9 protein-coding genes are annotated in these 12732 nt (G+C 37.8%); all 9 read right to left on the bottom strand.

Annotated features, from left to right (window positions below):
- Positions 1 to 42: 42 nt before the first annotated feature.
- Positions 43 to 2982, bottom strand: coding sequence for a hypothetical protein (locus tag AACW45_RS26275; protein ID WP_190635838.1), 2940 nt, complete (start codon positions 2980 to 2982; stop codon positions 43 to 45).
- Between the two features lie 140 nt (positions 2983 to 3122).
- Positions 3123 to 3782 carry a hypothetical protein gene (locus tag AACW45_RS26270; protein ID WP_190635836.1) on the bottom strand — a complete coding sequence of 220 codons (660 nt, stop codon included), beginning with the start codon at positions 3780 to 3782 and terminating at the stop codon, positions 3123 to 3125.
- Between the two features lie 83 nt (positions 3783 to 3865).
- Positions 3866 to 4612: a hypothetical protein gene (locus tag AACW45_RS26265; protein WP_190635834.1), complete on the bottom strand. Its 747-nt coding sequence runs from the start codon at positions 4610 to 4612 to the stop codon at positions 3866 to 3868.
- Positions 4605 to 4907 carry a hypothetical protein gene (locus AACW45_RS26260; protein ID WP_190635832.1) on the bottom strand — a complete coding sequence of 101 codons (303 nt, stop codon included), beginning with the start codon at positions 4905 to 4907 and terminating at the stop codon, positions 4605 to 4607. The genes AACW45_RS26265 and AACW45_RS26260 overlap by 8 nt, the downstream gene beginning before the upstream one ends.
- Before the next feature lie 204 nt (positions 4908 to 5111).
- Positions 5112 to 6410 carry a hypothetical protein gene (locus tag AACW45_RS26255; protein ID WP_190635830.1) on the bottom strand — a complete coding sequence of 433 codons (1299 nt, stop codon included), beginning with the start codon at positions 6408 to 6410 and terminating at the stop codon, positions 5112 to 5114.
- 2 nt (positions 6411 to 6412) lie between these two features.
- Positions 6413 to 8572, bottom strand: coding sequence for a hypothetical protein (locus AACW45_RS26250; protein ID WP_190635829.1), 2160 nt, complete (start codon positions 8570 to 8572; stop codon positions 6413 to 6415).
- A 27-nt stretch (positions 8573 to 8599) separates the two neighbouring features.
- Positions 8600 to 9685: a hypothetical protein gene (locus AACW45_RS26245; RefSeq protein WP_190635826.1), complete on the bottom strand. Its 1086-nt coding sequence runs from the start codon at positions 9683 to 9685 to the stop codon at positions 8600 to 8602.
- A 106-nt stretch (positions 9686 to 9791) separates the two neighbouring features.
- Positions 9792 to 11495 carry a hypothetical protein gene (locus AACW45_RS26240; protein ID WP_190635824.1) on the bottom strand — a complete coding sequence of 568 codons (1704 nt, stop codon included), beginning with the start codon at positions 11493 to 11495 and terminating at the stop codon, positions 9792 to 9794.
- Positions 11496 to 11541: 46 nt separating this feature from the next.
- A partial coding sequence (locus AACW45_RS26235) for a hypothetical protein (RefSeq protein WP_190635822.1) occupies positions 11542 to 12732 on the bottom strand: 1191 nt, incomplete at its 5' end.

Raw genomic sequence — 12732 nt, 5'->3', positions numbered from 1 at the left:
TGACTACATTGCTATGGAAGGAGATTGGTTCCATTGATACCTTTATGGAATGTCTACTTCATCCTCAAGAATCCTGGCGAGAAAATATAAAAAGTTCACAACATGTGTTTGTTTAGTTGACTTCAGAAGTGTTTTAACTTTCTCTAAAAGATATTTACAAAAGTCTTTTTTAATCTCATTATTGTTTTGTGAAGCTTTAGCTAAATCACCTAGCTTATCCTGGGTTTCTTTATTAAATAATTGTGTACCAATAATTTGAATGATGCTATTAATTAAAGACTCCGCCCACAAATTGCTGCCATCCACAGTAAAACTATAGTCTTTATGTTTTGTTATTGAAAGTACGTTAGGAACTTGTTTTATAGTTTGAGAGATTTCATTTAAATCTACTTCTGCACAAATTGTGAACTTACCATTTTTGGGATCGACATCTTTTGATTTCCTTGCCATTTCTCCCCACACATTTGCATCTCTCGGGCCTGTATTAAAATTTCGCCCTGCAAACGAACTTGTATAAGCATCAGTTGCCCATCCATTCTTGAGAAAAGCAACATAACTTGTGATTATAACTACTATAATTTTGTAAGCAAGATGCATACGCTCTTCGAGTTCCTGACTATCTTTTATTAGCTGATTCAAAAGCTCATCTTCTTCTTTTAGATTAATTCCTTCTTCTGCCATAATTTTTTTTTCCGCTGAAATAAAATCCTGAACAGTCTTGTTTATATTTCTGATATCTGCATTTGGTATCATAATAGATCCATAGCATCTTTGCCATTCAAGTAGCTCAAGTTCCAGATAATCATAATCATAATCTTGAGCACTTTTTAGTTTATGCAATCGCAGACTTGTTTCGTAAGGTGCACAAGTAATAATTTGAGATGGATAACTAATCGTTGGTTCGGGTTTATTTCCTTCTTCATCTTTATCGGGCTTAATTGCTTTTTGAAGTTGAGGATGAAGATAGTTATGACTCAATGACGTAACTTCTATTACAATAAAAGGTTCAGCAAATCCCTTAGTCAAAAATCCAGATACTGAAGATATTAACTTTTCTATATCTTCTTTTGATATTTTTAAAAAGTCATCAATTTCTTTTGATATGCTTAATTTGGCAGTTTTGATAGCGATAGGAGTACTCTTTACATAATCAAACATTTCTCTAAAGTGGCTAAAGTCTTCCTCCAATTTTTCAGTATCACCAGTTCCTAAATTACCCGCACTAATGCAAAATCCAAGGGTTCGCCAACTGCCACCATCTTCTGCATCAGAATATGAAAACGGCAATAATTCTGTAAATTTTCCCCAATTTGTGAAAAAGCCGCTGTGATATTTTCCTGCAACATGATAGTCAATATATGGAGCATAAGCCCCTACACCCTTTGTGCACAAAACCATGCATTGACGTTCTTTTAAGGCGTCTTCCCTAACTAGAACTAGAAAATCGTCCCGACCATGTGATTTTGAACGGTGTAAATATATTCCTGGTTTAGTACTTGAATCAGCAAACTTTCGAGGGACTATTTCATAAATTTTTTGACGAGCGTCAGCGCTAATATCAGGAAAAAGAGGGTCAGTGTGTTTATATGTTATCTTCTTATCTAACTCGTCAAACCAATACCTTTCATTTTCACACGTATAAATTCCTACATCATCTTTCCATCTAGGTGAAAATATAAATAGCCCCCAAAATGCTGGATGCACTTGTATGCTATCATCTTCATGAAACTGAGTTTTTTTCCGACAAATTACCTTGCCTAAAGTTGTGTGTTCTCTCAAATATTTATCTAAAGCTACTTGACGTGGCTCACTAGTTTTATCAAGTTCCATTACCCGCTTGATCCACAAATCTTGCAGTATACCTTGATATCGTTTAGCATCTTCCTGAAATTTTTCGTCGCTTGCGCTTTGATTTTCAAGCCACTCCACAATTTTATTATGGTAATAATGATCAGATATTTCAGAAAATTTAACAAATTTAGTTCTTTCTTCTTTAGTTCTAGACTCGTCAACAAAGTAGTCAAAAAATTGTTTTGCTGCTGGGTCTTTATCTGTAATAGGGTGTGATTTTTTTAGTAGTTCATTATCGAGAAAACGCTTATATTCATCATAATTATCTCTGGGGTCTGCTAACTGTTCAACATATCTTGGAGTTCCACTGCTATTCATAACTGAAAAATTCTTAGTGGAAAAAGCATTCGATGCCTGTTCACCCTTATGCAGAGACTGCTGTTCTTCCCCCTCCATAAGTTGTTCTAAATCATTAAATAGCGCATCCAGCAAACCTGCCTTCACATCAAAAGCATTCGCCATCGCCCTACTTTGCTCCATCTTATCGAACAAGCTATGACCATAAGAATAGGTGGGAACGGGTGCGGGAGAAACAGGCGGAATACCCTGCGCCATCTGATCGAACACATCATGAGCCGATGCAGCTTTCGGAACTTCTACTGGAGGTGTAGGTTGAGCAATAGATAGCTGTTCCGCTTTAGCAGCAGTGGAGGATGTGTCAATTACCTGTTTAGAATTACTATTATAGGTTTTTTCCCCATTTACAATTGCCTGTAAATCGGCTAAAAATTCCTCAGTTTCAATGTTTGGCTGAGTAGCAGACTCTTCGGTTTCAGCCTTAGCAATGGTTACTTCTGGGTGAGGAGAAGCCGAAACTTGGGGAGGAATGGGTTTAGATTCCACAGTAACAACCTCCGTTTTTATCGGAGGTAATGGGGGTTCAGGTTTAACCTCCTGGGGTAATACTTCAACCCTTGGCGCAACAGAGGGGGTAAACTTGGTTGTAGTGTTCTCGGTTGTTGGTGTCTGGTATTCCAAAATAATCGGTTCATTGTGGTCAAATATCATCCTCTGAACCACAGAATTTTCTTCTGACTGTTGCTGAGTCCCCTGTTCTAAGGATAATTTCTCATCACGATTACCATATAATCTTTGTTCTAAATCGTGGAATCGGTTTTTCGGGTTAGACATAAGAAATTACCTGTGTATCAGAGGGCAAAACTATCAGAAAAAAATTAAATCAGCCAGTTTGCTGTACTTATCAGAAAAGAAATAAAGATATTAATAATTAGTTAATGCAGCAGTTTAAAACAGTGTTTAGCGGAAATACACTAAAGAGCGATATTTTCGTCAGTAGTAACTTTGTTAGGAATCCAGGGAACTATTGCTGTGACTTCTGACGCTTCCAAGATTATGGTGTCAGATTGTGGGGAATTTTCTTCCCTATCTGGGGATTGTGGGGGAGTTTGCGCTGCTAATCTAGCTGCTTGTAGTTGTTGAGCGAGTTGGAAATAACTAATATTTTGATTATCTTTAGAGGATAAATCAGATTTTGGCTGAATTACTGGGGGAGAAACAATCGCTTCTGCAACTGAAGAAGTGATAATTGGAAGTTCGAGTTCGGGATTTAGCTCGTCTAATAGGGAGAGAGTATCTACGGTGTTTGAATTCAGAAAATTTACAGGCATAATTTCTGGAATACTCGGTTTATCCTGGAAATTGGCTAAATTTGGAGGCGATGAAATCGGTAAAGAAGAGGTGACAGGGCGATTTTCTTGTAATTTGTGGGCAAGTTGACGATAGGATATTTCAGCAGTAGATTTTACTGGAACTAATGCAGCATAATTAGTTTTTGTTGGCAAATGGTGACTATGCTCATTTAATTTAGCTTGTTTATTTTGATTTTCTTGCTCTGCGGCTTTTTGTGACTTGAGAAGTTTTTGCTCAAGTTCTAGTAAACGGTTGCGATTTGGGGGTACAAGAAATGGCATTGGTAATATTAACTAAAAAGATTGAATCAAGGGAGTTAAGATTATCTAAGAGCTTCAAGTTTAAGTTAGTTTAAAGAAATGCTTTAAGATTGCAAATTCATGGTAACAACGGCGTAAGGGTCAAGTGCTATTTTGAGTTCATTTCCCTCCCTTTGGAGTTGGTTTTTATCAAGTTCAATTTTGACTTCTTTGTCATTTGCTGCAATAATTTTCACAGGTTGGTTGTTAATAACGGCAACGGGAAAGGTATCAAGAGACTGAGCAACAGCGAGGTTATCACCTTGAAGGGTGAGAATAGTTTGACCTTGCGCTTGGGAAATTTGGGCTTTATTAACAGTAGGGGGAATTTGTTGGCGTTTCGCTTTGTTGATCAGACTAGCTAAGTCTTGGTAATTAACTTTGTTATCCGTGGCTTTGGTAATATCAACTTTCTTTTCTTCTACAGTTCGTTTTAAATCCTCAGTAGATTGAATACCCAGCTTTTTAAGTTCTTTGCGTTCCGTTTCGGGGATATCTATATCATCTATGGTGATTTCCCCTTGTTTGGGAGGTTTACGGGTGACTTCTTGAATTTGGTGATCTCGAATCGAACCGAGTTGAAAGGTGAGTTTAGATGAACCCGTTTCTCCTGGTTTTGCGGTGACAAAGCGCACCGTATCCCCATCAAATTCGGGGAAGATTTGCAAATCTAGGGTGACATCTTTGACGGTATAGGTGAGTTTTCGGTTTAATCCCTTGACAGATAGAGTATCTTGTGCTTTGTCAAGTTCGTAGATCAGGGAGTCGAGGAAGCTTTCTAAGTTCCAGGAACGGTTAGCGGGGTTAGCCATCGTTTGTTACCACCCTTAGCTGGAGTCGATGGAATACGGGCATGATGGTTGTTTCAATGTTTTGGGTAGGGGCGGAACTTTTAACGGTGACTTCGCCGTTTTCTTGGGTTTCTATCCGCATTTCAATGGGCATTTGGATGGTGATTTGTTCGATGCTCATGGTGAGTCCGGTTTCGGGGTCGTAGGTTTGGGGTTCGTAGTCGGTGAGTTGGGCGATGAGTTCACCGAAGGGGTTAAGGGGGGTGTCATCATCAGGGGGGATAGGGTTAGGAAAGAGGTCTAGGTTAGGGTTCATCGGATTTTATTTTGGGGTTAGGGTTAGGTTCTACGGTAAAGGTTTGAAAAATTTTAATTATGTTTTAAGTAGGTCGGCGGGAAAAAACCAAGTTATATTACGAAACGTAAACAGGCTTAAAACCCTTACCAATGACCAATGACAAAGGACAAATGACAGCCCCCGCCAGTTAGGTTTAATTGCGCCGACCTACTTAAATTAAAATTACAGCCAGATTTGTTTGTAATCATTTCCTTTTTTTTCTCGGTCGTTAATTTGTACCCAAATATTACCTTTCCCTCGCAATTCTGGATTTTCTTCTAAACGATATTTATATAAATCATAAGGATTTTTCTCTCCAAAATGTTGAGATACCGCTCCTTCATAACCAGTTATTTGAATATTGGTGTACCCTCGTTTTTTGAGTGCATCAGTAAGTTGAGCCACCATTGGTAAGATTTGGTCAGGAGTTGTAAAGTCGGATGGTTTATCATCGAAACTTTTCCATTCTTTATCGATTTTCTTTTTGATTGCGTCTTTTTCTTCTACTGAGATTGCCGAATCTTTAATCTTATTCCATTTTTTCTGAAGAGCTTCTCTTTTTTTTAAAATATCTTTTTTTCCTACTGAAAGTGCGGCATAACATACAATAAGGTCAAGAAATCTATGATCTTTTCTCAATCCATCTCTCTCGATCCACTCTGCCAGTTCTGTCGGTGTAAAACTACCACGATCAATTTTTTCCCCTTCTACAATTTCTTGTCCTTTTATTATAAATATTGGCAATTCGCTATGACCATGAGCGATAAGATAAACAGTGACGTATGGACTTAAATTTTTTAAAGGTTGTGGGATTCCAGCAGGAATTTTAGGATTATCAAGATGATGTACTCCAGTCAGTATATCTGGATACATATTATTTAGAGAGTCAATTGCTCGTTCTGCGGCTTCAGATAATTCTACATCTGGCCATGGAAGATAAACTACATTTTGGAGTATCAATTTTTCTAATTCGTTGACACTCGATTCACTCACCCTAAGAAGATACTCTTTAGCTTTTGTATATGAGTCAAATAATTCTTTTAATAAAAATAATTTGTCAGTTTTATTTTTTAATAATGCTTCTCCTTTTGATTGAGATAATTCATCAACTTTTTGCTTAAATTTTTTCCAGAAAAAGTAAGCCATTTTGTAATCTTTATTTATTATAGCCTGTCTATACTGGCTATTGATCTCACTTAATCTTAATCCTCTACTTCTTCCTTCGTCTGTGAGTAGCTCTTCCTCCAACTTATAATAGTCTTTAGGTAATAGTCCATCAAATTCATCTCCGAATTCTAAAGCACCACTCCACGATTGAGAAGAAGATTGATTTGATATATATTTAGTCTCAAGGCTAACTGGACTAACCGTAACAGAGCGATCAAAAATAACTTTCATACTATTAAGTAAAATAGGATTATCTGATAAAGCATAATTTAATCCAGACTGATTAATAGGAAATTGACTTTGACGCTGATTCATAATTAATTAGCCACCCCAATAAAATGAACGATCGCCACCATCGGAAAGAACACAAAACGCTCCTTCACTTCCTGCACCAAACCATTATCATTCGCCCTAGCAACCTCCTTCAAAACCACCTTTTGTAACTTAATTTCTGGATAAACCCATAACGCCACCTTATCCCCCTTTTTCCCCGGAAATTCCACCTCATTTCGTGCCACATTGCTAAATCCTTCCTTAAACTCCGGTGTCATCAACGCCTCCAACTCCGACTGACTTAAAGCAGGATGCGCCGAAACTTGAGGAATCAAAGCATTCAGGCTATGCAAATCCACAATTAAACCCGACTTTAACCGCCCGGAAATCTTCACCACCCGCGTCTTATCAAACTGCATCACAGTTTCCATACGGGCAGGACTAGACCGATCCGTTTCCAGAGCGTAATAATATTTGCAATCTAAAGTAATCTGCCGGACAACACTCTCAAACTCACCTTCCCAAATTTTGTGCCAAAAATTACGAAAACGCTGCACATCATTTAACGGAATTGTTTCTCCCGTTGCTTCCAGGCGATCAAACCAATAATCCCCCATCAGCGTCACCAACTGCATCGCACTCGCCCCCAACCGTTTCTCCTGCTGCGTCGTCGGGTTTCGTCCCTTCCAAACCAACGTCACACAAATTAAATACTCTTCATTCACTGGGAGACGTTGTAATTTTTCCCTGCTAATCTTGGGAACCACCGCCAACACCCCAGAATTAACATCCTCAATCTGATAATTCTCCTCAATCAAAATCTCCAAGGTTTTTGGATGCTTTACTAATAACTGTAATCTGCCCTTTTGAATCGGTTTTGGTGTTTTAAGAGTTAAAGGAAAAGCAATCTCCTGATTGCGGTGATAAACTAGCTTTTCTCGACCATTTAACCGTAAAGGAGTCACCCCACTAAACCCCAACTCCACCACATCCAGACGTTCATGAGCTAAATCTGCTGTTGCTGAAGCCGCCAATGCCAAACCTAACGCCATTATTACCGCTTCATCTTCCCGATTTTGCTCCCCCATCCCCAAAGCCGCACTCATTTGTCCCGCCATCAACGTCTGAGGCTTAAAAACGGTGCGAAACGTCGGCATTAAACCCGTTCCCAACATCTGCAACAAATCCGGCGTAATTTTGAGTAAAGCAGGCAACACAGCCGCTAAAACCTCACTTATCGCCGTTAAAGCTATCCTATTAGGTGATTTGCCGTTAAAATTAGCTGTATAGGGATTTCTCACCGCAAAAGAATTACTATTTTGGCGACTCATCAACCCAGGAGCAGCCATAAAACGACTTGCCAAAGGGGTATTTGGGTAGAACAATTGACGTACCGCAGTAGTTCTTAAGGGTTCGTATCCTAAACCCTGGCTAATCGCTGGATTCGCCGAACTTGGGGGAATTGTGCCAATCTGCTGTAATAAACTCTCTAACAAACGAGCCACTTCTTCCCGATTAATGGGCTGTCCTGTTTGCAGGTTTTTCATATTTTCTTGGCTTATTTTCGGTAAAATAGCCGCAATGATACCCGCCAATTGTGGTAACAAAGCCCCTAAATTTTCCGTTAGTTTACTACTAACTGCCGATGTAATTGCACCTACAGCCTTTTTCTCAGCAACAGCAACGGCTTTTTTGGTAATATCCTTAACCTTATCCTTTACACTCCCTGCTGCCATTGCTGAACTCACAGGAGTGACCTCTCGATAACGAAAAGCGACATTTTCTATAGAGGAAGGTTTCATAGATATCTCCATACCAAGAGAAATAGGAGCAAAATTTTTGGTGTTTTTAGAATTATTAATATTGCTTAAAGCCGGTCTGGGTAAGGTAGGTAAGATAACAATCTCAGAAATAGCTGGCCCAACCCGATTGGCTCCGCGAAAACTGAAAATTTGAATAGCCCTTTGCCGAGAACTAAATTTACTACAAGGAATTTCTAAACTGATTTTTTCTAGTGGGTGTTGATTAATTGGGCCAATGAGAGGGGAAATATAACTTGGCGCATCCAGAAGTTGTAGTCCATTAACCTGACGGATTTTGCCTTCTCCAATGCGATATTCATAAAAGCTATTCGACCCCAGTTCCACCTGAAATCGACATTTATAATTATCACTATCTAAAAATCGGAGAATTGCTAAAGCCATGTTACCTCTCAACTATTGACATTAACTTTATGGTTGAGATGCTGGTGCTTGAGCTTGGTTTGGTTGAGGATTTGCTCCTTGAGGAACTTGTCCCTTACCTAAATCAAAAATCTGAGTAAAGTTATCTAGCTTAAAGTAATCCGACTTAAATTGAATTTCTACAAAGCCTTTAAGTTTAGCACTCGCATCGGTTTTGGTTGTAGCATTAGAAGTTGCAATACTGACTTGTGAGCTTGTTCGGGAGAAATTAGTGGAAGCCTCCGCTCCCCAAGCTCCAACCTTACCTCCTACCCTCGCACTACCACCTACACTTGTATTACTTGTTTTGGTATCATTACTTGTATCATTTGTTGTTGCTGAAGCATTAATTTGAAACTCCACTTCAGCCCGAATGATCCCTTTTTCCACCACAAGACGAGAAACACCCATTAAAATTGTTTCTCTAAGCATTGTGCGCTTTTCTTTAGCCAAAGCCATTTTGGCTTCAATAATTTTGGCTTGAATAGAATTATTGTTCGTATCAACAGGTTGCTTAGTTGTGGTATCAATAAGTGTTGGGAGTCCATCTCCACCCAGATTTGGAGGGCCTAAACTATATCCACCACTCGTTTCAACCATTTTGATTAACGCATCCATATCAGTCACATCTTTAGCAAATTCGTTTACCCCTTTCGTTGCCTCCTTAAGTAGCTTGGTATAAGCTTCCATTTGTCGCTCATTGGCATCTAAATTCGCATCGAACACCCCAACTAATAAATCTCGTACAAACCCAGGAAAATCTACCTTATCAACCAAATTGGCAAAATTATTCCCTGCTTGTGTGATGTTGTCTGGATTACTATTAGGATTAGGTGCTGTTGCCATTGCACTAACAAACTCAGCTTGCCGAGCAAGTTGATTATTTTTTGATTGAATACCTTCCTCATCATTTGTGACACTCATACCCTTTGCCAGTTCATTTTGTCGAACAAGTTCCTCATGAGTGCTATTTACCACATCTTTATAAAGAGCAAATTGTTGCGCCTTATCCATATTGAGGAAAGATTGAGATTGAGACAAAATTGAGCGAGCTTTTGCTCTGGCTTGGTTTTTGAGTTCTTCTGGCGTGGGCATGACAATGAATTCCTTTTCGATTCTTAAAGCTAAAAATTTGATTTTTCGCCGATAAATTAAGTTGTAATTCTCCTATTTATCTTTTGGATTTTGTTGATTTTGATGATTACCAATCAGCAAAGTCATCGCCTTTTTGCTGGAAATTAGGGAAATTCATATTATTCATATTATTTAGTAAATCAGGCATTTTAGGCTGTGCTGACTGTTGAGGTGGCTGAGAACCATTGTTGTTAGACTCTAGCGATGCTTGGGCGATAATCCAAGCTTCAGCAGATTGCAATAATTGTTGAAACTCTTTATCTTGAGTTTTTCCTTCGTCAAAATTAGCCAGCCATTGAAAAATTTTATTTCCCTCAACAGCTAATGTTCTAATATTTGATGTAGAAATAACTGTCCTTAAATCCTCTTTGGCTATTTGTTCAATCACACTCCAACAACTCTTACGTCGTCCACCAAAGTTATCTATAATTTCAGGAGCATTCAGAAGTTCTAATGCTGCTTTGAGATGGGCATAGTCTTCTGTCACTTGAATACGAGCCATGCCTTTCATGTGTTCAGAAAGATTGTACTGTAGGTTTTTAGTAGCTTGGAAGATAGAAGCACGAGAAATTGAACTACTTGCCTCTGTTTTCCGAATATATTCTGTAATTTCTGTCATTAATTGATGCCAAAGTGCGGGAAAAGCATCATTAACTACCATCATCGAGAGTAACTGTCCCTCACCTTTATTTAAAACCCTTTTATAGAGCATGGCTCGTTCTTCAGGTGTATTACGTTGATTTCTAAGCTTGTGGAAATTATAAATAGCTGTGTTGGTTTTTCCTTCTGGAATATCAATGCGCCCACTCGCCCATCGTAATACTAGGGTATTGGCAACATCAAAAACCCTCATCACCTCCCCAATATAATAAACATATTCCAAAGCCCCCGCAGCCTTAATATTAATAGGTGTTACTCCCTGGGATTCAACAGTATCAAAGGTGTCAATGACAAAATCCCAAGAAACTTCACTACCTTTTACACCTATCGTACTAATAGGATCATCTGCTACTGCACTTTGTTTAGTGACTCTATCATAAGCTTGAACAAAATATTTATCGTAAATTCCTTGATTAAAACTTTTATCATCCTCAATCTTAATTCCCTGTTTAATTAATTCATCAATTATGGATTGTTTGATAGCAGCAGAAAAATTATTTTTGTCAATGAGGTTCCGAGGACTAGCAATAAATTGATTGAGGTAAAACATCGGTTTACCATAAAGGTTCACCTTATCTAAGATTTCCTTGACAGCTGGTTTAACTTCTCCATCACGAATAGAAATATCTTTGGCTAAACTAAAATCATCCAATAACTGCCACTGTTGGTCTTTTAGATCAACCGTATAGTTCAAGGAATCAAGAACTTCCGTAATTAATCGAGCGACAAAATACTCTTTAAAACCATTTTCTGCTTTGATGAGACGTAAAACTTCACTATAAAGTCCTTCCAAATCATCTATTTTCTTCTGCCTTTCTTCTGTTACTTTGACCGAATCTCCTCCAGTTGCTCGATAAATCACAAGAGTGTAAATCTTTTTGTCGGATAGAAGTAATCGGGTTATATCGTCAAGACGAGTTTCGTTGATTTTTTGAGATAATTTGGCAATTTGACCCGTCCGTCGCGCTTCATCAAGTTTTCTGCCAGCCTCCTCAGTTTCATTTTTAAAATCAGATTTAGTCTTTTCGAGTGCTGTTTTGCAGTAACTATCAATTGGTACTCTAAGAGCATCGATAAAAAAAGCATCATAAGTTTGAGTAGAGTTGTTCATGTTAATATCATCAGTGAGTAGTTTTGAACGCCATTACAATTTAGATTCAATTAAGATTTTTTTTGTTTGGATTCTTCAGACCAAATATTTCAAATATAGCAGCTTCATTGCTTTTATTATTCTGTTTTTGGTCGGGCTTAATTTCAGTCGGGGTTTGGTCTTTTGTATCGCTTTGTTGATCATTAATAGATTCGCTAGCAGCTTCACTGCTTTTGTTGTTCTGTTCTTGACTGGTTTTATTTTCAGTTGTTTCTATAGGACTTTTGTCGCTTGGCTTATCAGAAATAGGTTGATATTCGGATGAATTTTGTTGATAAAAAGAAGAAACTCCAAAAATATCACTGATTTGTCTCCAGTTATCTTGGACTTTGTTTATCTTAATCTCATCAATTTTTTTCTGAATAATTGCCAGGCTGCTATCTGAACTATCTGGTTGCATTTCTATATCATCAACTTTGATTTGATTGTAATCAGTTTCAATTTTTTGTAAGTCTTCTGCATTATTAATAGTCCTAAAATTCTTTCGCATAACTTCTATATCCTTAATCCATTTTTTTACCTGTGCTTGTTTATTGGTAAGGGTTTGTTTTAGTGATTTTTGGCTATCAATAACATTATCAGCGAGTTCTGTAATTTCTTTAACCTTGTTATCTACCTCTTGTGGTGATTGTCCATTATTTATAAAATCAGGTCTTTGAGCTAATTTCAGTAGACTTTGAGCATCTTGCTTCAATTGTTCAGCTTTATTTATGGTTTGGGTAGCTTCTTGGTTCTTTGCTGTTATGTCTTGATCTATCTTTATCAATTCTGAAGTTTTATAAGATAACAATACCTCCAGCGATTGCTTGCGATACTGTAATAAGTCTGTTTTTAGCTCTTGAACCTGTTCATTGAGTTTATTTTTTTCCCCCTCAAGTTGTTCAATAAGTTTTTGTTGTTGATTATGTTGGTTTTGTAGATTTTGAACTTGATTAGATAAATCCTGTTTGAGTTGGTTAATCTCCCCTTGTTGCTGATTATGTTGGTTTTTTAGTTCTTGAACTTGGTTAGATAAATCCTGCTTGAGTTGGTTAATCTCCCCTTGTTGCTGATTATGTTGGTTTTGTAGATTTTGAACTTGATTAGATAAATCCTGTTTGAGTTGGTTAATCTCCCCTTGTTGCTGATTATGTTGGTTTTTTAGTTCTTGAACTTGATTAGATAAATCCTGCTTGAGTTGGTTAATCTCCCCTTGTTG

It is taken from the genome of Calothrix sp. FACHB-168, assembly GCF_963889195.1.
In the GTDB taxonomy this organism is placed as follows: Bacteria; Cyanobacteriota; Cyanobacteriia; order Cyanobacteriales; family Nostocaceae; genus Aulosira; species Aulosira anomala_A.
The sequence above is the reverse complement of the archived record's forward strand: the minus strand, read 5'-3'. Positions and strand labels throughout refer to the sequence as shown.

What these genes read in the sequence shown, in the direction of transcription:
- AACW45_RS26275 (WP_190635838.1), bottom strand. Translation starts at nt 2,982, where the DNA reads ATGTCTAACCCGAAAAACCGATTCCACGATTTAGAACAAAGATTATAT.
- AACW45_RS26270 (WP_190635836.1), bottom strand. Translation starts at nt 3,782, where the DNA reads ATGCCATTTCTTGTACCCCCAAATCGCAACCGTTTACTAGAACTTGAG.
- AACW45_RS26265 (WP_190635834.1), bottom strand. Translation starts at nt 4,612, where the DNA reads ATGGCTAACCCCGCTAACCGTTCCTGGAACTTAGAAAGCTTCCTCGAC.
- AACW45_RS26260 (WP_190635832.1), bottom strand. Translation starts at nt 4,907, where the DNA reads ATGAACCCTAACCTAGACCTCTTTCCTAACCCTATCCCCCCTGATGAT.
- AACW45_RS26255 (WP_190635830.1), bottom strand. Translation starts at nt 6,410, where the DNA reads ATGAATCAGCGTCAAAGTCAATTTCCTATTAATCAGTCTGGATTAAAT.
- AACW45_RS26250 (WP_190635829.1), bottom strand. Translation starts at nt 8,572, where the DNA reads ATGGCTTTAGCAATTCTCCGATTTTTAGATAGTGATAATTATAAATGT.
- AACW45_RS26245 (WP_190635826.1), bottom strand. Translation starts at nt 9,685, where the DNA reads ATGCCCACGCCAGAAGAACTCAAAAACCAAGCCAGAGCAAAAGCTCGC.
- AACW45_RS26240 (WP_190635824.1), bottom strand. Translation starts at nt 11,495, where the DNA reads ATGAACAACTCTACTCAAACTTATGATGCTTTTTTTATCGATGCTCTT.